Genomic DNA, 19,393 nt, shown 5'->3' with positions numbered 1-19,393 from the left:
AGCGCGCCGGCGAGTTTCACCCAGCTTGTGAGAGTGGCGCTTTCGCAAAGCTGAATTGCAGGTTGCGTTGCAGCGGGGCGTATGCGCGACGTTGACGATGGGCCGGGCACGCGGCACACCTCGCCGGATGATCGATTCAGCACACTTCCGCGAAGTCCTCGGCGCTTACCCCACCGGGGTGTGCCTCGTCACCGCCATCGATGACGAAGGGAACCGCACGGGCATGGTGGTGGGCTCGTTCTCGTCGATCTCGCTCGATCCGCCCCTGGTGGGCTTCTTCCCCGACAAGGGGTCGGCAACTTATCCGGGTATCGCAAAGGCCGGGCGGTTTTGTGTGAACGTGCTCGGCTCCGACCAGCTGGACCTGTGCAAGCGTTTCGCCTCAAAACGCCCGGACAAGTTCCTCGATCTTTCGCACGGGGAAAGCCCGTCGGGACAGCCGGTTTTCGATAATGCGCTGGCCTGGATCGACTGCACCATCGAACAGACCGTCGATCTTGGCGATCACTGGCTGGTGGTGGGCAGGGTGGAAGCGCTCGACGTTTGCGGCGGGGATACGCCCCTGCTGTTCCATCGCGGCGGCTATCACTCGTCGGTCGCGCTGGTCAGGGACTGAACGGCACTCCGCCACCTGCGGGGCGGGTCAGTGCGGGATGTCGGCTGGCCCTTTGTCGTCCGCTTTCGTCGCGGGCTTGCGGGTAAGGAAGATCACCGGGATCATCGCCCAGCTGACGATGGCCATGAACCAGAAGTCGTTCAGATAGGCGATCATCGCCGCCTGCTGCGTGACGATCCCGTCCATGATGCCCAGCGCCCCGTCGCCGACTTCGCCAAGGCTGCCCAGCTGGTCCATGTTCACCGGAAACCGGTACTGCGTTATGCGGGCGCCCAGTTCGGCATGGTTGATCTGGATATTGCGAGACAGCAGCACCGAACAGACGGCGATCCCGATCGACTGACCGATGTTGCGCACCAGGTTCATCAGGCTGGTGGCATGGGTGCGCAAGTCGCCGCGCAACGTGGCGAAGGCGAGGATGTTCAGCGGCATGAACACGAAGCTGAACCCGATGCCCTGAACCAGCCCGGAAATGAAGATGTCCGAGGCCGGCATCTCCGTCGTCCAGCTGGTCATCATCCATAGCGACAGGCCGGTCAGGAAAACGCCGATCACAAGCGAAAAGCGTGCATCCATCCGGGCCACGTAGCGGCCGATGATCGTCATCGACAAAAGCATGCCCAGTCCGCGCGGGATCATCAGCCAGCCGGCCTCTATCGCCGGGTACCCGTAGATCTGCTGCAACAGCCCCGGCAACAGGGCCATGACGGCCATCAGGACGGTGCCGAACAGGAAGCTCAGGATGGCGCAGAGCACAAGGTTCCGGTCTCGGAACAGCGCGCGGGGGAAGATCGAATTGCGATGGGTCGCAAGATGCACGATCGCCATCCAGAAGGTTGCGGCGGCGATGACGGCGTAGATCACGATCTCGCCCGAATCGAACCAGTCCTCGCCCTGTCCGCGATCGAGCATCAGCTGCAGCGCGGCAACGGCCGCCGCAATCAGCGCCCAGCCGATGAAATCGAAGTTCGTGCGCGGCCCCCTGCGGTTGGGCAGCATCGTCATCAGGATCAGGACGGTGACGATGCCGACAGGCACATTGATGTAGAAGACCCAGCGCCAGCTGAAGCTTTCCGTGATGTAGCCGCCCAGCACCGGACCAAGGATGGGGCCGAGCAAAATGCCCTGGCTGTAGATGATCATCATCTTGGGCCGCTCTTCCTCGGTACAGGAATCGAGCAGGACGGTCTGCGCCAGCGGCGCGATGAAGGCACCGGCCAGCCCTTGCAGGACGCGGAATGCCACCATTTCCGTCATGTTCTGGGCAAGCCCGCACAGGATCGAGGCGGCGGTGAAAGCCGCGACCGAACCGACGAACAGCGTGCGCAGCCCCAGCCGGTTCACCATCCAGCCCGTGGCCGGAAGCGCGATGGCCGATGCCAGCACATAGCTGGTGAGCACCCACGTGATCGTATCCGTCGTCGCGCCAAGCGATGCCTGCATATGGGGCAGGGCGACGTTGGCGATCGTGGTGTCCAGCATCTGCATGATCATCGCCGCCATCGCGCCGGTTATCAGCAGCGGGCGGTTTGACGTGTGCAGCGTTATCCCGCGGTTGTTCGCAGGCGGCGCACTGTCGGCAGTCGCAGCCTCAGCCATGGAAGGGCGCCATCGCGGCGTGGATCACGGGCATCGCCGGAATCACTTGTCGTTGGTAAAGACGGTTACGTCGGTGGAAAGGCCCGAAATCAGGGGGCGCGAAGAGGGATCGTCGATTGCGATGCGCACCGGCACCCGCTGCGTTATCTTCACCCAGTTTCCGGTGGCATTCTGCGCCGGAAGCACCGAGAATTCGGAACCCGTGCCTGCCCCGATACTGTCGACATGCCCCTTCAGCACGAGGTCGGGGTAGGCGTCGATGCGGATCTCCGCCTTCTGACCGGGTCGCATGTTCTTGAGGTCGGTCTCCTTGAAATTCGCCTCCACCCGTGCACCCCGGTCCTCGACGATCGACACCATCGGCAATGCGGCCATGGCCGACTGCCCGATCTGAAGCCGCGAAACCTGCGTCACACGGCCAGCGACCGGTGCGCGCACGACGGTGCGTTGCAGGTTCAGTCGCGCCTTGGCCAGCGCGGCCTGTCCGGCGGCGATATCGGGATTGACGCCGGGAACCTGCGATCCCGTGGCCAGCTGCGCCTGCGCCTTGACCACGTCGGCCTGCAGCGCGCTCAGTTCGTCGCGCGCGCTGGCGACGGCGTGAGTGGCGGCATCCATGCGGGCGCGGGTGTTGAAGCCGCGGTCCATCAGTTCCTTCTCGCGCCGATAGTTCGCTTCGGCCAGCGCAAGGTCATCCCGCGCGCCGGCGACATCGGCGGCCGTGGCATGCACGTCGGCCTGCAGCGATGTGATGCGGGCCTGCGCGCCAGCGATCTGGGCATCGGCCTGCGAAACGGCGACCTCGTATTCGGCGGGGTCGATCTCGAACAGGATGTCGCCCTGCTTCACCAGCTGGTTCTCGGTCACGTGGACCTTGACGATCTTGCCGGGCACTTCGCTCGCCACCGAAACGACGTCCAGCTTCAGGTAGGCGTTGTCCGTCGATACTTCGCCCGGGCTGCCGAACCAGTACCACAGCCCTGCGGCGACAATGGCCAGAGGTACGAGGAACATCGCAAGCATCCGGCCGCGCTTGCGCGGGGCAGGGTGCCGCACCGGCGCTTCGCTATCGGCTTGCGGAACGGTCACGGGATCAGCTTCAGCCATTGACCACCTCCGGTTCTTCCATCTGGTCGAGCAGGTTTTGCCGGACTTGCCCCAGCAGGTTTTCCAGCGTGCGTCGCTCGCTCTCGTCCAGTCCGCACAGCGCGCTCTTTACATTGGCGTCGAATTCGCCGCGCAGTTCCTTCAGCAGTTCCCGCCCCTTGTCGGTAGCGTAGACGAGCCATGCGCGCCGGTCGTTAGGATCGGCCCGCCGCTCCACGAGGCCGGCAGACACCATCCGGTCCACCATGCGCCCGGCAGTGATCGGCTCGACCTCGAAATATCCAGCCAGCGCGACCTGGTTCGAACCGGGGAAGCGATTGAGGTAAATGAGCACGCGCATTTGCGTGCCCGTCAACCCGTTGGGCCGGGCAAGGCAATCCAGTCGCTTGCGGAACAACCGGCCGATATCGGCGGTCAGATAGGCAACGTTTTGATCCATGCCACACACATAGTAACTATAGTTATTATAAGCAAGGATGAAATAGCAGGGGGCGCATTTCTTCGCAGGTGCGTCGTTTTCCGGTCGAACCACGCGGATTCTGCGCTTTTATGGACGCGGGCCTACTTTAGCCTGCCTTGACGTAGCGCGCATTCCCGCGCATCGCGCCCACGCACGTTAGCAATTGCAACACGGCGCGGCGCGACTCGGTGAGGGATCGGGTTCGCGGCACCGCCCGCACAGCCAAGGGGATTGATCGCATGACCGCAGTCGGCAAGGACACGCTCGGCACCCGTTCGACGATGACCGTCGGGGGCAAGGAATTTGCCTATTACTCGCTGAAGAAGGCCGCAGAGAAGCTGGGCGACGTTTCGCGCCTGCCGTTCTCGATGAAGGTTCTCCTCGAAAACATGCTCCGTTTCGAAGACGGCGGCTTCACCGTTTCCACCGCCGATGCGCAGGCCGTTGCCGACTGGCAGAAGAACCCCGTCGGCCCACATAGCGAGATCCAGTATCGCCCGGCCCGCGTCCTGCTTCAGGACTTCACCGGCGTTCCCTGCGTGGTCGACCTTGCCGCGATGCGCGACGCGATCGCCAAGCTTGGCGGCGACACGCAGAAGATCAACCCGCAGGTTCCCGTGAACCTCGTCATCGACCACTCGGTCATGGTGGACGAATTCGGCCACCCCAAGGCGTTCGAGGAGAACGTCGAGATCGAATACCAGCGCAATGGCGAGCGTTACGACTTCCTGAAGTGGGGTTCCAAGAGCCTCGACAACTTCTACGCCGTGCCCCCGGGCACCGGCATCTGCCACCAGGTAAACCTGGAAAACATCGCGCAGGCGGTGTGGACCTCGTCTGACGAGAGCGGCGCTGCGGTTGCCTATCCCGACACTTGCGTCGGCACCGATTCGCACACCACGATGATCAACGGCCTTGGCGTTCTGGGCTGGGGCGTCGGCGGGATCGAGGCGGAGGCGGCCATGCTCGGCCAGCCGGTCTCGATGCTGATCCCCGAAGTCGTCGGCTTCAAGCTGACCGGCAAGCTGAAGGAAGGCGTCACCGCGACCGACCTCGTGCTGACCTGCACCAACATGCTGCGCAAGCATGGCGTGGTCGGCCGCTTCGTCGAATATTACGGCCCGGGCCTTGCCTCGCTCAGCCTTGCCGACCGTGCGACGCTGGCCAACATGGCGCCGGAATACGGCGCGACCTGCGGCTTCTTCGGCATCGACGACAAGACGCTGGAATACATGCGCCTGACCGGCCGTGAAGAAGCGCAGATCGACCTCGTCGAAGCCTATGCCAAGGAACAGGGTTTCTGGCTCGACCCGAACGGCCCCGAACCGGTCTTCACCTCGACGCTGGAACTGGACATGGGCACCGTCGTTCCCTCGCTCGCCGGCCCGAAGCGTCCGCAGGACCGTGTCGACCTTACCGAAGTCGACGACGTTTTCGCCAAGGACATGGCCGAAGTCTACAAGAAGCAGAACGCGCGCGTTCCGGTCGAAGGCAAGGACTTCGACGTGGGTGACGGCGACGTGATGATCGCGGCGATCACCAGCTGCACCAACACCTCGAACCCGGGCGTGCTGGTTGCCGCGGGCCTCGTCGCGAAGAAGGCCGACGAACTGGGCCTGAAGCCCAAGCCGTGGGTCAAGACCTCGCTGGCTCCCGGATCGCAGGTCGTGACCGACTACCTCGAAAAGGCCGGCCTGCAGTCGCACCTCGACAACATCGGCTTCAACCTCGTCGGTTACGGCTGCACCACCTGCATCGGCAACTCCGGCCCGCTGGCCGAGCCGATTTCGAAGGCGATCAACGAGAACGGACTGGTTGCCAGCGCCGTCATATCCGGCAACCGCAACTTCGAAGGCCGCGTGTCGCCCGACGTTCGCGCCAACTTCCTCGCCTCGCCGCCGCTCGTCGTCGCCTATGCGCTGAAGGGCACGGTGATCGAGGACTTCACCACGACCCCGATCGGCACCGGCAAGGACGGTCGGGACGTGTTCCTGAAGGATATCTGGCCCACGAACGAGGAAGTCACCACGACGATGCAGTCGTGCATGGACCGCGCGATGTTCCAGGCCCGCTATGCCGACGTCTACAAGGGCGATGCCCACTGGCAGGCGATCGATGTCACGGGCTCGGAAACGTACCAGTGGCGCGCCGGTTCGACCTACGTCGCCAACCCGCCCTACTTCGACGGCATGACGATGACCCCGGCGCCCGTCGGCGACATCGTCGAAGCCAGGCCGCTGCTCATCCTGGGCGATTCGATCACGACCGACCACATCAGCCCGGCCGGTTCGATCAAGGCCGACAGCCCGGCGGGCCAGTGGCTGCAGGAGCATCAGGTCGCCAAGGCTGACTTCAACTCCTACGGCGCGCGCCGTGGCCACCACGAAGTGATGATGCGCGGCACGTTCGCCAACATTCGCATCCGCAACGAGATGTGCCCCGGCACCGAAGGCGGATTGTCGAGCTACAACGGCGAGACGATGCCGGTTTACGATGCGGCGATGAAGCACAAGGCCGACGGAACGCCGCTGGTCGTCATCGCGGGCAAGGAATACGGCACCGGATCGTCGCGCGACTGGGCGGCGAAGGGCACGATCCTGCTGGGCGTGAAGACCGTGATCGTCGAAAGCTTCGAACGTATCCACCGTTCGAACCTCGTCGGCATGGGCGTCCTGCCCCTGCAGTTCAAGGCAGGCGACACGCGTGAAACGCTGGGCCTGACGGCGGACGACGCCTTCACCATCACCGGCGTTGCGGATCTGAAGCCGCAGCAGGACGTGACGGTGAACGTGACCCGCAAGGACGGTTCGACCTTCAGCTTCGAAGTGACCTGCCGCATCGATACGGCGAACGAGCTGGAATACTACAAGAACGGCGGCATCCTGCAGTACGTTCTGCGCAAGCTCGCCGCTTCATAAGCGCTGTGCCCTGACGGCGATTGCCAAAAGGAAAGGCCTCCCCTCGCACATCGCGGGGGGAGGCCTTCCTGCATTCTGCATATTGGCCTGTTTTCTGGTGTCAGCCCGTTTTGAAGGTTGGCCGGTTCAGGCCGCGTCGCTGTCTTCGTAAGCCTGCGCTTCTGCGGCGATCAGGATATCGGCCAGCATCCAGTAGGCTTCGCCCCATGCGGCCAGAACCTCGTCGGTCGCCGCCTCGCCGATGACATCGCGAATCGCGGGCAGCAGCGCATTGGCAACGGCGGGATAATGTTCCGCCTTCACACCGGTTTCGACGTGGCGGGCAACCATGCGGCCAACGGCGGGGCCGAGCGCGTCGAGCCGGTCGATATTCTTCGCATAGGCCAGGATCGCCGCCGCCAGCCGCTTGGGCTGTTCCCCGCTTTCCTGTGCCGCACGGTCGAACATCGCGGCGATTTCAGCATCCTGGAACAGCCGCTCGTACATGCGCGTGGTGATGGCAAGGCCATGCTTTTCGATCGCGGGGGCCGTGCTTTTCACGATAGCGATGGTCTGGGCGGAAACTGTACGCATGGGTTGCTCCTAATACTGGTACTGAAAATACCTGTATTGGATTTGATATTGCGCCGCAACGAGATTATGCCCAGCGCCATGCAATTGACGCTCCATACGGATCTCGCGCTGCGGCTGCTTATCGCCGTTACCCGCAGTGGCGAAATTCCGGTGGCATTGCCCGGCTTTTCCGCTGCTCACCGGGTTTCCTACAACCACGTTGCCAAGGTGGGGCAAGCACTTGTCCACGCAGGATATCTGCGTTCGGTGCGCGGGCGTTCGGGGGGCATGAAGCTGGCGATGCCGCCAGAAGACATCCGCATCGGGCATGTTGTCCGCAAGATGGAGCCGACGATGCAGATGGCGGATTGCCCCAACTGCGTCATCAACCGGGATTGCTCTCTGATCAGCCCGCTGGACGAGGCGAAGCGGGCATTTCTGGACGTGCTGGACCGGCAGACCCTGGCCGATGTCGCACGCTCCACCAGGTCGGTGGCCGCCTAGGGTCCTGCCTCCTAAGAGCCCGTTGCTTCCAGCGCGGGGACGCTGATCCTGCGCTCTCCGCCGAAAATCTCGCGTACGACGATTAGTCCCTCCCGCTCGAAATGATCGAGCAGGCGGCGCACCCGCCCCGGCGAACTGGTGCCATAGGCGCGGGCCAGTTCGCCTTCGTCCGGGCTGTCGCGCCCTTCCAGCGCGGCGCGGCCGATCACGAGGAACGGACCGAGCAAGTCGTCGGCAATGCCCGAACCGGCTTCCAGCAGGCGCGAGCGCGCGTCCTCTTCCACATTGTCCACTCCGGCAACGGCCATCGCGAATTCCCGCCGGAAGGCGATCATGTCGAGCGGCGGGATATGGATGCCGTGCGCGCGGCAACGGGCGAGGAAGGACTGGTAGAGCGTGCTGGCGGGCTGATAGGGCGCGTCGGGATCAGCGGCCATCGCGGCCAGCACGTCGCGCAGGGCGGCGCTGGTATCGACAGGTGTCCTTGCACTGGTGCGCGCCGGCCTTTCCGTCTGCTCCGCAATCGTTTCGCTCAACACGCGGGCATCGGGTGCGGGCCGCATCGGCGGCGGGGGCGGGGTTCGCGTCGCCGCTTCCTGCGCCAGGGAATCGGTCAGCAGCGCGGTCATGTCAGCCTTGGGCGCTTCGGGAAGAGGCATGAGGCCCGTGACCGCTGCCTTGTTGCCGGTCTGCACCGAACCGATCTTCACCGTGACGGGGCGGCGGCTGATGGCGGGGCCAAGCCCGACGAAGCGCCCCCGCTCCAGATCGCGGATACGCTCGGCCTGCCGCCGCTCCATGCCCAGCAGGTCGGCGGCGCGCACCATGTCGATATCGAGGAAGGTGCGCCCCATCAGGAAGTTCGACGCCTCTGCCGCGACGTTCTTGGCCAGCTTCGCCAGACGCTGCGTCGCGACGATACCGGCCAGCCCCCGCTTGCGCCCGCGGCACATCAGGTTGGTCATGGCCGAAAGCGTCAGGCGGCGCGTATCTTCCGCCATTTCGCCAGCGGCGGACGGCGCGAACATCTGCGCCTCGTCCACCACCACCAGCGCGGGATACCAATGTTCGCGCGGGGCATCGAACAGGGCGTTGAGGAAAGTCGCCGCCGCCTTGATCTGCTGCTCTACCTCCAGCCCCTCCAGCGCCAGCACGACAGAGGCGCGGTGTTCACGCACCCGCGCGGCCAGAGCCTCCAGCTCGCCTTGCGAGTAGGACGCGGCATCGACGACGATATGGTTGAACGCATCGGCAAGGCTGACGAAATCGCCTTCGGGATCGACGATGATCTGCTGCACCATGCCGGCGCTTTCTTCCAGCAACCGGCGCAGCAGGTGCGACTTGCCGGAGCCGGAATTGCCCTGCACCAGAAGGCGCGTGGCAAGCAGCTCTTCGATATCGATGAGGACGGGACGACCCTGCTCATCGCCAATGACGATCTCGGCTTTCACGCGATCCGCGATAACCCGCCCAGGCCCGCCTGACCAACCCGCGCAGCGCGGGTTTCCCCGGTTCCGAGGCCGGTCGTCACCCCTCGTCGAACAGGCCGCCCTGAACGGTCCCCGTCGGCGGGGTCAGGCCCAGATGCGCCCAGCCGCGATCGTTGAGGCAGCGGCCGCGCGCGGTGCGGGCGACGAGGCCGAGCTGGATGAGATACGGCTCGATCACTTCCTCGATCGTGTCGCGCGGTTCGGACAGGCCCGCCGCCAGCGTTTCCACGCCGACCGGCCCGCCCTTGTAGATGTCCGCGATCATGTTCAGGTACCGCCGGTCCATCGCATCGAGGCCGAGACTGTCGACCTCCAGCCGGGTGAGGGCATTGTCCGCGATTTTCCGCGTGATGGTGGCGGAACCGGCCACCTCGGCAAAATCGCGAACGCGGCGCAGCAGGCGTCCGGCGACGCGCGGGGTGCCACGGGCGCGGCGGGCGATCTCTGTCGCGCCGTCCGGATCGATCGCCAGGCCCAGCAGGCGCGCGCCGCGCGTGACGACATGTTCCAGTTCGGCCACGGTATAGAAGTTCAGCCGCACCGGAATGCCGAAACGGTCGCGCAAGGGGGTGGTCAGCAAGCCCTGCCGCGTCGTCGCGCCGACCAGCGTGAAGGGCGGCAGGTCGATCCGCACCGAACGCGCCGCCGGCCCTTCGCCGATGATGAGATCCAGTGCGCGGTCCTCCATCGCGGGATAGAGCACTTCTTCCACCACGGGGTTCAGACGGTGGATCTCGTCGATGAAGAGGACGTCGCCCTCCTCCAGATTGGTCAGCAGTGCGGCAAGGTCGCCCGCCTTGGCGATGACGGGGCCGGATGTCGCGCGGAAACCGACGCGCAGTTCGCGCGCCACGATCTGCGCCAGCGTCGTCTTGCCAAGGCCGGGCGGGCCGAAGAACAGGACATGGTCCATCGCCTCCGACCGCGAACGGGCCGCTTCGATAAAGACGCGCAAGTTGTCGCGCGCGGCTTCCTGCCCGACGAATTCGGCCAGCGTTTTCGGGCGCAGCGCTGCATCCGGGTCTTCCGGCTGGCGGTCCGGGGTGAGGATGGGGTTATCGGTCATATCAAAGAGCTAATTGCTGCGGCAGCGCCGACTATGAAGCCGCTCAATGAAAAAAACGATGCTGACGCGGACGCCCGCATAAATCTGTTGCCTGCTAAGAGGTCATTCTTGTTTGGCTCTTGAAGCTTCAAACCATTGGCTTTTGCTTGTTCAAACCATGCTGACGCTTTTGCAAAGCTGTAGAAATAGGAATGAGATCTATCGGCTAATATGTAACCGAGCAGAGCGCAACCTAATCCGGATACGAACAATGCGATGGCAATCCACAATTGCTGCTCATTGAACTGAGGATTGCGATTGCCGATAAAGCTGAGAATCGCAATCACAGCACCGCCATTTGCCAGCGTAAGATTCTTTAACGACGACTGAGATGTTTCAGTTTGCCAACGAAGATGATCAGCGGCTTCAGATGTATATGTTTCAAAGTTTTGCAATGCCTGCTGTCGGATCGCATCTGGGAGACCACCTTTAATCACCCCGCCGCCCTCTTCAAAGCCACCCGCACCAGCGCGTTGAGGTCCGCCGCCTCGCCCAGTTCCCCTTGCGCCGCCGCGACCGCCGCCGCAGCAACCGCGGGTTTGAAGCCAAGGTTCTCCAGCGCCGACACGGCGTCTGCACTCGCGCCACCGGCGGGGGTGATGGTCACGCCACCCACCGCGCCCGGTGCCGTCGGCAACCCGCCGGCCTTCTCCTTCAACTCGTTCACGATGCGCGCCGCCAGTTTCGGGCCGACGCCGTTGGCGCGCGAAACCTGTTTGGCATCGCCGGCCGCGCAGGCGCGTTGCAGTTCTTCGGTGCTCAGCGCCGACAGGATCGCCAGAGCCACTTTCGATCCCACCCCCTGCACATGCGTCAGCAGGCGGAACCATTCCCGCTCCGCCGCGCTGGCAAAGCCGATCAGGCGCATGTCGTTTTCGGAAACCTGCAAGTCGGTGAAGACGGTGCAGGCCTCTCCCTTCTCTCCCAGAGAGGTCAGCGTGCGGGCGCTGCAATGGACGAGATAGCCGACGCCGCCGACATCGATAACGGCCCAGTCGAGCCCCGTTTCATCCAGCCTGCCGGAAAGTTTCGCGATCATGCCCGCGATGCTAGCGCGGGGAGAACGGGAAGGGAACGCGCCGACGCGGCATATCCCCTGCGATCAATCACCCTGCGATCAATCCCCGTGCCATCAATCGTTACCCTGCATCTCTTCGGGCACGTCGTCCCACGGGCGGAAGTACAGCGGGGCGCATTCGTCCGCGCGCACGCCGCCGGTCAGCGTCAGGTCGTCCTTGTAGGCATCGGCGATGAAGTCGAGCGTGGAGAGGTGCCGATCCTCGAAATACATCTCGTGAACATCGTCGCGCCCCGCGCCATAGACAACGCGCGAGACGCCTGCCCAGATCGCGGCCATCGTGCACATGCCGCAGGGTTGCAGCGTGGAATAGAGCGTCGCCCCCTCCACCCGCATGGTGCCCGCCGCCTTGCCCGCCGCGCGCAGGGCCACAATCTCTGCATGGGCCGTGGCGTCGCAGCATTCGGCAGTCTGGTTCACGCCGCTGGCGATCAGCTTGCCATCCATCACCACCAGCGCGGCAATCGGCGTGTCGGCGGGATTGGTGCCCTTGGTCCTCGTGGCAAGATCGATGGCCTGCGCCATCCAGTCTGCGTCTGTGGAGCTATCTTCCATGCGGGGCGAGATGGGCATGGGCGATGGCAACCGCAAGCGCGTCCGCCGCGTCCGCCCCCGCGATCTTTGCCGTGGGCAGCAGGATTTTCAGCATAGCCTGTACCTGCGTCTTGTCGGCGGCGCCGGTGCCGACCACCGATTTCTTCACCAGCCGCGTGGCATGTTCGTGCACCGGCAACGATGCGCGCCCGCAACCCGCCAGCACCGCACCGCGCGCCTGCGCCAGCTTGAGCGTCGACTGCGGGTTCTTGTTGACGAACACTTCCTCCACCGCAGCAGCGTCGGGATGATAAGCGCCGATCACCGCGAAAACCGCGTCGTGCAGGTGGTGAAGCCGCTCTGCCAGGGAAGACTTCGTGTCGGTCGCGATCTGGCCATTGGCGATGTGCGACAGGCGCGGGCCATCCACGCGCACCACGCCCCATCCGGTGCAGGTCAGCGAGGGATCGAGGCCCAGTACGATCATGTCGTCACCATCAGATTGCTAACATCAGACCGGAAGCCCGAAGCGCGGGGCAACGAGTTTCAGCAAGCCGTAGAGCATGATCGTCAGCGCACAGCCGACCGCCAGCGCCAGCCAGAACGGCAATCCGTGGCGCAACAGGAAGGGAATGGCGAGGAACATCGGCAGCGAGGGCAGGACATACCAGAACGTCGCCTCGCTATGCCGGGCCATGTTCTCCACATCCGGACGGGCATGCCACAGGAAGATCATGCCCAGCACCGATACCAGCGGCAGCGATGCGACAAAGGCGGCCAACGTCGGCAGCCGCCGTCCGAGTTCGGCAATGGCCGCGATCATGGCACCGGCAAGCAGCGCCTTCGCGGCCAAAGCCCACATTACGACAGGAAACCTTTTGTCAGGCCGGAGCGAGAATGGTTGCCGACGAGAACCGGAGCGCAGCGGACTTTCCGTCCGTGAGCACCGGAAGCGCAGGCGGTAGCCATTCGCAGCCCGGCATAGCGAAAGGTCAAAGCTTTTCCATGACTTCGTCGGAGATCTCGTAGTTCCCCCAGACGGTCTGGACATCGTCGTCATCGTCAAGCGCGTCGACCAGCTTCAGCAGGGTCTGCGCCGTGCCTTCGTCGCAATCGACGGTGATGTTCGGCTTCCACGCCAGCTTGACGTTCTCCGCCTCGCCCAGCGCCTTTTCCAGCTCGCTCGACACTTCGTGCAGCGCTTCCATCTGGGTCCAGATGACGTGGCCGTCCTCGCTCGATTCGACGTCGTCCGCGCCGGCCTCAATCGCGGCTTCGAGGACTTTCTCCTCGTCACCGGCGCTGGCCGGATATTCGATCATGCCAAGGCGCTCGAAGCCGTGGGCGACCGCGCCCGAAGCGCCGAGATTGCCGCCGTTCTTGGCAAAGGCGGTGCGCACGTTGGTGGCGGTGCGGTTGCGGTTGTCGGTCAGCGCCTCGACGATCAGAGCGACGCCGCCCGGGCCATAGCCTTCGTAGCGGATTTCTTCGTAGTCATCGCCTTCGTTGGCCGATGCCTTGTCGATGGCGCGCTGGATATTGTCCTTCGGCATCGACTGGGCCTTGGCGTTGTTCACGGCAAGGCGCAGGCGCGGGTTCATGTCGGGATCGGGCGTGCCCATCTTGGCGGCCACGGTGATCTCGCGCGAAAGCTTGGAGAACATGGCAGAGCGCTTTTTGTCCTGCGCGCCCTTGCGGTGCATGATGTTCTTGAATTTGGAATGGCCGGCCATTGCCGCTGATCCTCGTTAATCGCTGATGTTCGAAAATTTGCTCGCGCCCTTACACCGGTGCGCGCCGTTTGGGCAACATCAGTCTAGGTTTGGCCTCAGCCAGCGCTCTGCGACGGCGATTTCGACCCCGCGCCGCGCGGCATAGTCTTCCAGCTGGTCCCGCCCGATGCGCGCGACGCCGAAATACTGGCTGTCCGGATGCGCGAAGTAGAATCCGCTTACCGCCGCGGTGGGCAACATGGCATAGCTTTCGGTGAGCGTTGAGCCGGTGTTACCCTCTACGTCGAGCAGGCCAAACAGCGTCGGTTTCAGAGAGTGGTCGGGGCATGCCGGATAGCCGGGGGCGGGGCGGATGCCGCGATATTGCTCCTTGATCAACGCCTCGTTGGTCAGTTGCTCACCCTCTGCATAACCCCACAGGTTCGTGCGGACATGCTGGTGCAGGCGTTCGGCAAAGGCTTCGGCAAACCGGTCGGCCAGAGCCTTGAGCAGAATGTCCGAATAGTCGTCGTGGTTCGCACGGAAGCGTTCGATGTGCGGTTCGATGCCGTGGATCGAGACCGCAAAGCCGCCGATCCAGTCGCCTGCCGGATCGATGAAGTCGGACAGGCAGAAATTGGCGCGGTCGCGCGATTTCTTCACTTGCTGGCGGAGGAAAGGGAGGCGGGTGCCGTCATCGAGAAGCACGTCGTCACCCTCGCGCCTGCAGGGCCAGAAGCCTGCCACGCCCCTGGCTGTCAGCCACTTCTCGCTGACGATCTTGTCCAGCATCGCCTTCGCATCGGCAAACAGGCTGCGCGCGCTTTCGCCCACGATCTCGTCGTCGAGGATGGCAGGGTACGTGCCCGCCAGTTCCCATGCGCGGAAGAACGGGGTCCAGTCGAACGTCTCCTCAAGATCTGCCAGATCCCAGTCGTCGAAAACGTGCACGCCGGGCTGCGCGGGGGCGGGGGCCTTCAGCGCCATGTCGGCCACGAACCCGTTTTCGCGGGCCTCCTCCAGCGGCAGCAGTGCGCTCTGCCCCTTGTTGGCGCGGGCTTCGCGAACCTTTTCGTATTCGTCGGCAGTCGACCCGACGAACCCGTCGCGCTGCGTGTCGGACAGAAGCTGCGAGGCAACGCCGACCGCGCGGCTGGCGTCCAGAACGTGGATCACCGGGCCTTCATAGGCCGGATCGATCCTGAGCGCTGTGTGCACCTTGCTCGTCGTCGCGCCGCCGATTAGCAGCGGGATGGTCATTCCCGCGCGCTGCATTTCCTCCGACACGGTCACCATCTCGTCCAGCGAGGGGGTGATGAGGCCCGAAAGGCCGATGATGTCGGCATCGTTCTCGTTGGCGGCTTCGAGGATCGTGGACCACGGCACCATGACGCCAAGATCGATCACTTCGTAGCCGTTGCACTGCAGGACCACGCCGACGATGTTCTTGCCGATGTCGTGAACGTCGCCCTTCACCGTGGCCATGATGATCCGGCCCTTGGCCTTGGCGCCCGCTTCCTTCTCCGCCTCGATAAAGGGGATGAGGTGGGCGACGGCCTTCTTCATGACGCGGGCGGATTTGACGACTTGCGGCAGGAACATCTTGCCGCTGCCGAACAAGTCGCCGACGACGTTCATGCCGTCCATCAGCGGGCCTTCGATCACCTCGATCGGGCGGCCGCCGCGTTCCGAGGTCGCGGCGCGCATTTCCTCGGTATCATCGACGATGTGTGCGTCGATGCCCTTGACCAGCGCGTGTTCCAGCCGCTTTTCAACCGGATAGGAACGCCACTCGGCCGCCTGCTTCTCGGCCTCTACCGAAACGCCCTTGTAGCTTTCGGCCAGCTCGATCAGGCGTTCGGTGGCATCCGGGCGGCGCATGAGGATCACGTCCTCGCAAGCCTCGCGCAGTTTCGGCTCGATCTGGTCGTAAACGTCGAGCTGTCCGGCATTGACGATGGCCATGTCGAGGCCGACCGGAATTGCATGGTACAGGAAGACGGAGTGCATCGCGCGGCGCACCGTCTCGTTCCCGCGGAAGGAGAACGAGAGGTTCGACAAACCGCCGGAGTAATGCGCGTGCGGGCACAGTTCGCGCAGTTCCGTCACCGCCTCGATAAAGTCGAGCGCGTAGCGGTCATGCTCCTCGATCCCCGTCGCGACGGCGAAGACGTTGGGGTCGAAGATGATGTCCTCTGCCGGAAAACCGATGCCGGTGAGGAGGTCGTAGGCGCGCTTGCAGATTTCGACCTTGCGCTGTTTCGTGTCGGCCTGGCCGGTTTCGTCGAAGGCCATGACGACGACCGCCGCGCCGTAGTCCATGCATTTGCGCGCGTGCTGAAGGAACGGCTCCTCGCCCTCCTTCATCGAAATCGAGTTCACGATGGGCTTGCCCGAAACGCATTTCAGGCCCGCCTCGATCACTTCCCATTTGGAGCTGTCGATCATCACCGGCACCCGCGCGATGTCGGGTTCGGCGGCAATCAGCTTCAGGAAGGTGGTCATCGCCTCGACCGCGTCGAGCAGGCCCTCGTCCATGTTGACGTCGATCACCTGCGCGCCGTTCTCGACCTGTTGGCGCGCGACTTCGACCGCGGCGGGGTAGTCGCCCGCCATGACCAGTTTCTTGAAACGGGCCGAGCCGGTGACGTTGGTCCGCTCACCGATATTGACGAAACGGGCAGAGGAATTGGAATCGGTCATCAGGCAGCCATGATAAAGGGTTCGAGGCCCGCAAGGCGGGTCTTCGTTTCAAGGGTCGGCAGCTTGCGCGGGGAAACGTCCGCCACCGCCTTCGCCATCGCGGCGATGTGCGCAGGGGAAGATCCGCAGCAACCGCCCAGCACATTGACCTGCCCCGCGATGGCCCATTCGTGGACGAAGCCCGCCGTTGTGTCGGGCATCTCGTCATACTCGCCCAGTTCGTTGGGCAGACCCGCATTGGGATAGATCATGATGTAGGTGTCGGCGATTGTGCTAAGCGACTTCACGTGCGGGCGAAGCTGCGTCGCGCCGAAGCTGCAGTTGAGCCCGACGGTCAGCGGCTTTGCATGGCGCACCGCGTACCAGAACGCCTCGACCGTGTGGCCGGACAGGTTGCGGCCCGACAGGTCGGTCAGCGTCATCGACAGCATGATCGGGACTTCGCGGCCCAGCTCCTTCTCAAGCTGCTTCACCGCCATGATCCCCGCCTTGGCGTTCAGCGTGTCGAACACCGTTTCGATGAGGATGAAGTCGGAACCGCCCTCGACCAGCGCGGCGGCCTGTTCGCGGTAAACTTCGGTCAGATAGTCGAAGTCGATCTCGCGGTAGCCGGGGTCGTTGACGTCGGGCGAAAGCGAGAGTGTCTTGTTCGTCGGCCCGATCGCGCCCGCGACAAAGCGCGGCCTGCCGTCTTTTGCCGTGAATTCGTCGGCCACGCGGCGGGCCAGTTTCGCGCTTTGGTGGTTGATCGCCTCCACCAGATGTTCCGCGCCGTAATCGGCTTGGCTGATCTTGTTGGCCGAAAACGTGTTCGTCTCGGCAATGTCGGCCCCCGCCTCGAAATAGGCGCGGTGGATCGATTCCGGCACGTCCGGACGGGTCAGGGCGAGGATGTCGTTGTTGCCCTTCTGGTCGTGGGACAGGCCGAGATCGCCTGCGTAATCCGCTTCGACCAGACCTTTCGTCTGGATCTGCGTGCCGAACGCGCCATCGGTGATGAGGATGCGTTCTGCCGCAGCTGCCTCGAACTGCGCGCGGGCCTTGCTGGGGATGAGGGTCATGCGTTTTCTCCCGTGGGCCGCAGCCCGAGCAGGTGGCAGATCGCATAGGACAGGTCCGAGCGATTCAGCGTGTAGAAGTGGAAATCGCGCACACCGCCGGCATAGAGCGAGCGGCAGAATTCCGCCGCGATCGTCGCCGCGACCAGCTTGCGCGCGCCGGGGCGGTCGTCCAGCCCTTCGAACAGGCGGTCCATCCACTCGGGGATCGCCGCGCCGCACATCGCCGCCATCTTCCGCGTTTGCGCGACGTTGGATACCGGCAGGATGCCCGGGAGGACCGGCGCAGTGATGCCGTTGGCGGCGACCTTCTCCTTGAACTCCAGAAAGCATTCCGGCGCGAAGAAGAACTGCGTGATCGCCCGGTCCGCGCCCGCGTCGATTTTGCGCTTCAGGTTGTCGATGTCGGCCTGCGGGCACGTCGCTTCGGGGTGGGTTTCGGGATAGGCGGCAACGCTGATCTCGAACGGGGCGATTTCCTTCAGCCCTGCGACCAGTTCGGCGGCGCTGGCATAGCCTTCGGGGTGCGGTTCGAACTTGCCGCCCGGCGTCGTCGGATCACCGCGCAGCGCAACGATGTGGCGCACGCCGTCTTCCCAGTACTGTTCGGCCACGGCGCGAATGTCGGCCTTGCTCGCCTCCACACAGGTGAGGTGGGCAGCCGCCGGCAGCTTCGCTTCCCTGATGATGCGCGACACGGTGGCGTGGGTGCGTTCGCGCGTCGAACCGCCCGCGCCGTAAGTCACCGACACGAAGGCGGGGTTCAGCGGGGCCAGCTTCTCGATCGCGTCCCACAGCTGCTCTTCCATCTTCTCCGTCTTGGGCGGGAAGAATTCGAAGCTGACGTTCACGTCGCCGGGAAGATCGGCGAACAGGGGCAGGCCTGAAAGGCCCGCTTGGCTGGTCTGGGTATCGGTCATTTGCTGGCTTTTCTTCTGGTGTCGGTGCGCGCGGAAAGGCGGTGCACCGATAAGGTCCGCCTGCCCGTCCAGATGCGGACGGTCAACTCGGAACCGGAAAGGGCGCTGTCGGCAACGGGCGCGAAACCCGCACCTTCCAGCAGCGTCTGCATCTGCGTGTCGGTGAAACCGAGGCGGGCATGGGCTTGTTCGGTGCGCAGGTCTTCGCGCGCGTGGGCGGCGAAATCGACGATGGCGATGCGGCCACCCGGCTTCGTGACGCGCGCGGCTTCGGCCAGAGCGCGCTCGGGCGCTTGCGCATAGTGCAGGACCTGATGGAACAGCACCGTGTCGAAACTCTCCGCCTCGAACGGAAGGTCGAGGAAATCGCCCTGCAGCAGCGACAGGCGCGCAGGCGGCAGGTGTTGCAGCCGCGCGCGAGCAATGCGCAGCATTTCCGGGCTCTTGTCGATCGCGGCGACATGCTGCGCGCTGGGCGCGTAGAGTTCGGCCATGCGGCCCGTGCCGGTGCCGATGTCGAGCAATCGGCCCAGATCGACCGCGGGCGGCGCCGGATCGTCATGCGTGTCCAGGGCGCCGAGCAGGCGGGTCAGTTCGGCTTCCACCGCGCCGTCGGGGCTGTGCAGCGATCGCAGCCGGTCCCACTCCTCGGCATGGCGGGCGAAGTATTTTTCGGCCGTTTCCTCCCGCGCGGAGCGGATGGCGGCAAGGCGCGCACGGTCGGCGGCGCAGACATGCGCAAAGGCGGCGTCCTCTTCCTCGGCAGCGGCCAGCAGGTCTTCGGCGCGGGCGGCCATGCCATCGTCGTCATGACCGGTCGCACGCAGGAAGACCCAGCTGCCTTCCTTGCGCTTTTCGATCAGGCCGGCCTCTGTAAGGATGCGGACATGGCGCGAGATGCGCGGCTGGCTCTGTTCCAGCACGTCGGCCAGTTCGCCCACGGCCAGTTCCATGCGCGCAAGCAGGCGCAAGAGGCGCAGGCGCGTGGGATCGTCGAGAGCGCTGATGAGGTCGTGCACGGGCATCTTGCGACATCA

Annotated in this window: 19 protein-coding genes; 3 read left to right on the top strand and 16 right to left on the bottom strand. The window is 64.3% G+C overall.

Annotated features, from left to right (window positions below; genetic code table 11):
* Nucleotides 1–127 precede the first annotated feature (127 nt).
* The gene (locus A7A77_RS11305) at nt 128–616 is read left to right on the top strand and encodes a flavin reductase family protein (protein ID WP_066557919.1); all 489 of its coding nucleotides are present in this window, start codon (nt 128–130) and stop codon (nt 614–616) included.
* A 27-nt stretch (nt 617–643) separates the two neighbouring features.
* Here the strand turns inward: A7A77_RS11305 and A7A77_RS11300 are convergent, their stop codons facing one another.
* Genes A7A77_RS11300 through A7A77_RS11290 form a run of 3 tightly spaced genes read right to left on the bottom strand, consistent with a single transcriptional unit; the run spans nt 644 to nt 3,761 of the window.
* Nucleotides 644–2,215: a DHA2 family efflux MFS transporter permease subunit gene (locus A7A77_RS11300; RefSeq protein WP_066557917.1), complete on the bottom strand. Its 1,572-nt coding sequence runs from the start codon at nt 2,213–2,215 to the stop codon at nt 644–646.
* Between the two features lie 42 nt (nt 2,216–2,257).
* Entirely contained in the window at nt 2,258–3,322 is a 1,065-nt protein-coding gene (locus A7A77_RS11295; RefSeq protein ID WP_066557915.1) for an HlyD family secretion protein, read from the bottom strand.
* Entirely contained in the window at nt 3,315–3,761 is a 447-nt protein-coding gene (locus tag A7A77_RS11290; protein WP_066557913.1) for a MarR family winged helix-turn-helix transcriptional regulator, read from the bottom strand. The genes A7A77_RS11295 and A7A77_RS11290 overlap by 8 nt, the downstream gene beginning before the upstream one ends.
* Nucleotides 3,762–4,021: 260 nt before the next feature.
* Here A7A77_RS11290 and acnA point away from each other — a divergent pair, with 260 nt between their 5' ends.
* Nucleotides 4,022–6,700, top strand: a complete 2,679-nt coding sequence (acnA, locus tag A7A77_RS11285) for an aconitate hydratase AcnA (RefSeq protein WP_066558108.1) — start codon at nt 4,022–4,024, stop codon at nt 6,698–6,700.
* 126 nt (nt 6,701–6,826) lie between these two features.
* Here acnA and A7A77_RS11280 read toward each other — a convergent pair whose 3' ends face one another.
* On the bottom strand, nt 6,827–7,273 hold the full coding sequence (locus tag A7A77_RS11280; RefSeq protein ID WP_066557911.1) for a globin domain-containing protein: 447 nt from the start codon (nt 7,271–7,273) through the stop codon (nt 6,827–6,829).
* Between the two features lie 84 nt (nt 7,274–7,357).
* Between A7A77_RS11280 and A7A77_RS11275 the strand changes: the two genes are divergently transcribed.
* On the top strand, nt 7,358–7,756 hold the full coding sequence (locus tag A7A77_RS11275) for an RrF2 family transcriptional regulator (RefSeq protein WP_425388566.1): 399 nt from the start codon (nt 7,358–7,360) through the stop codon (nt 7,754–7,756).
* An 11-nt stretch (nt 7,757–7,767) separates the two neighbouring features.
* Here the strand turns inward: A7A77_RS11275 and A7A77_RS11270 are convergent, their stop codons facing one another.
* The 12 genes from A7A77_RS11270 to A7A77_RS11220 all read right to left on the bottom strand — a co-directional run bounded on the left by A7A77_RS11270 (nt 7,768) and on the right by A7A77_RS11220 (nt 19,381).
* A complete protein-coding gene (locus tag A7A77_RS11270; protein WP_066557906.1) occupies nt 7,768–9,207 on the bottom strand; it encodes a helicase HerA domain-containing protein in 1,440 nt (479 codons plus the stop codon).
* Nucleotides 9,208–9,283: 76 nt separating this feature from the next.
* Nucleotides 9,284–10,312 (bottom strand): Holliday junction branch migration DNA helicase RuvB, encoded by a 1,029-nt coding sequence (ruvB, locus tag A7A77_RS11265; RefSeq protein ID WP_066557903.1) that lies wholly within the window; start codon nt 10,310–10,312, stop codon nt 9,284–9,286.
* Entirely contained in the window at nt 10,309–10,788 is a 480-nt protein-coding gene (locus A7A77_RS17905; protein WP_156500533.1) for a hypothetical protein, read from the bottom strand. The genes ruvB and A7A77_RS17905 overlap by 4 nt, the downstream gene beginning before the upstream one ends.
* A complete protein-coding gene (ruvA, locus tag A7A77_RS11260; RefSeq protein WP_066557900.1) occupies nt 10,785–11,390 on the bottom strand; it encodes a Holliday junction branch migration protein RuvA in 606 nt (201 codons plus the stop codon). Before ruvA ends, A7A77_RS17905 begins: the two co-directional genes overlap by 4 nt.
* A 93-nt stretch (nt 11,391–11,483) precedes the next feature.
* Nucleotides 11,484–12,002, bottom strand: coding sequence for a nucleoside deaminase (locus A7A77_RS11255; protein ID WP_245638456.1), 519 nt, complete (start codon nt 12,000–12,002; stop codon nt 11,484–11,486).
* Nucleotides 11,974–12,450, bottom strand: coding sequence for a crossover junction endodeoxyribonuclease RuvC (ruvC, locus tag A7A77_RS11250; RefSeq protein WP_066557896.1), 477 nt, complete (start codon nt 12,448–12,450; stop codon nt 11,974–11,976). Before ruvC ends, A7A77_RS11255 begins: the two co-directional genes overlap by 29 nt.
* Nucleotides 12,451–12,474: 24 nt before the next feature.
* The gene (locus A7A77_RS11245) at nt 12,475–12,825 is read right to left on the bottom strand and encodes a DUF3147 family protein (RefSeq protein ID WP_066557891.1); all 351 of its coding nucleotides are present in this window, start codon (nt 12,823–12,825) and stop codon (nt 12,475–12,477) included.
* A 130-nt stretch (nt 12,826–12,955) separates the two neighbouring features.
* Entirely contained in the window at nt 12,956–13,696 is a 741-nt protein-coding gene (locus A7A77_RS11240) for a YebC/PmpR family DNA-binding transcriptional regulator (RefSeq protein ID WP_066557888.1), read from the bottom strand.
* Between the two features lie 78 nt (nt 13,697–13,774).
* Nucleotides 13,775–16,378: a methionine synthase gene (gene metH, locus A7A77_RS11235; protein ID WP_066557883.1), complete on the bottom strand. Its 2,604-nt coding sequence runs from the start codon at nt 16,376–16,378 to the stop codon at nt 13,775–13,777.
* Nucleotides 16,378–17,439 (bottom strand): homocysteine S-methyltransferase family protein, encoded by a 1,062-nt coding sequence (locus A7A77_RS11230; RefSeq protein WP_066557881.1) that lies wholly within the window; start codon nt 17,437–17,439, stop codon nt 16,378–16,380. The genes metH and A7A77_RS11230 overlap by 1 nt, the downstream gene beginning before the upstream one ends.
* Nucleotides 17,436–18,356, bottom strand: coding sequence for a methylenetetrahydrofolate reductase [NAD(P)H] (gene metF, locus A7A77_RS11225; protein ID WP_066557879.1), 921 nt, complete (start codon nt 18,354–18,356; stop codon nt 17,436–17,438). The genes A7A77_RS11230 and metF overlap by 4 nt, the downstream gene beginning before the upstream one ends.
* Nucleotides 18,353–19,381, bottom strand: a complete 1,029-nt coding sequence (locus A7A77_RS11220) for an ArsR/SmtB family transcription factor (RefSeq protein ID WP_066557876.1) — start codon at nt 19,379–19,381, stop codon at nt 18,353–18,355. Before A7A77_RS11220 ends, metF begins: the two co-directional genes overlap by 4 nt.
* Nucleotides 19,382–19,393 lie beyond the last annotated feature (12 nt).

This window comes from Croceicoccus bisphenolivorans, assembly GCF_001634625.1.
GTDB classification, from domain to species: domain Bacteria; phylum Pseudomonadota; class Alphaproteobacteria; order Sphingomonadales; family Sphingomonadaceae; genus Croceicoccus; species Croceicoccus bisphenolivorans.
Note: the sequence above shows the minus strand (reverse complement) of the source record. Positions and strands in the feature narration are given on the sequence as shown.

Bases quoted from the DNA above. Each gene is read 5' to 3' on its own strand.
- A7A77_RS11305 (WP_066557919.1), top strand. From the start codon at position 128: ATGATCGATTCAGCACACTTCCGCGAAGTCCTCGGCGCTTACCCCACC.
- A7A77_RS11300 (WP_066557917.1), bottom strand. From the start codon at position 2,215: ATGGCTGAGGCTGCGACTGCCGACAGTGCGCCGCCTGCGAACAACCGC.
- A7A77_RS11295 (WP_066557915.1), bottom strand. From the start codon at position 3,322: ATGGCTGAAGCTGATCCCGTGACCGTTCCGCAAGCCGATAGCGAAGCG.
- A7A77_RS11290 (WP_066557913.1), bottom strand. From the start codon at position 3,761: ATGGATCAAAACGTTGCCTATCTGACCGCCGATATCGGCCGGTTGTTC.
- acnA (WP_066558108.1), top strand. From the start codon at position 4,022: ATGACCGCAGTCGGCAAGGACACGCTCGGCACCCGTTCGACGATGACC.
- A7A77_RS11280 (WP_066557911.1), bottom strand. From the start codon at position 7,273: ATGCGTACAGTTTCCGCCCAGACCATCGCTATCGTGAAAAGCACGGCC.
- ruvB (WP_066557903.1), bottom strand. From the start codon at position 10,312: ATGACCGATAACCCCATCCTCACCCCGGACCGCCAGCCGGAAGACCCG.
- ruvA (WP_066557900.1), bottom strand. From the start codon at position 11,390: ATGATCGCGAAACTTTCCGGCAGGCTGGATGAAACGGGGCTCGACTGG.
- A7A77_RS11255 (WP_245638456.1), bottom strand. From the start codon at position 12,002: ATGCCCATCTCGCCCCGCATGGAAGATAGCTCCACAGACGCAGACTGG.
- ruvC (WP_066557896.1), bottom strand. From the start codon at position 12,450: ATGATCGTACTGGGCCTCGATCCCTCGCTGACCTGCACCGGATGGGGC.
- A7A77_RS11245 (WP_066557891.1), bottom strand. From the start codon at position 12,825: ATGTGGGCTTTGGCCGCGAAGGCGCTGCTTGCCGGTGCCATGATCGCG.
- A7A77_RS11240 (WP_066557888.1), bottom strand. From the start codon at position 13,696: ATGGCCGGCCATTCCAAATTCAAGAACATCATGCACCGCAAGGGCGCG.
- metH (WP_066557883.1), bottom strand. From the start codon at position 16,378: ATGACCGATTCCAATTCCTCTGCCCGTTTCGTCAATATCGGTGAGCGG.
- A7A77_RS11230 (WP_066557881.1), bottom strand. From the start codon at position 17,439: ATGACCCTCATCCCCAGCAAGGCCCGCGCGCAGTTCGAGGCAGCTGCG.
- metF (WP_066557879.1), bottom strand. From the start codon at position 18,356: ATGACCGATACCCAGACCAGCCAAGCGGGCCTTTCAGGCCTGCCCCTG.
- A7A77_RS11220 (WP_066557876.1), bottom strand. From the start codon at position 19,381: ATGCCCGTGCACGACCTCATCAGCGCTCTCGACGATCCCACGCGCCTG.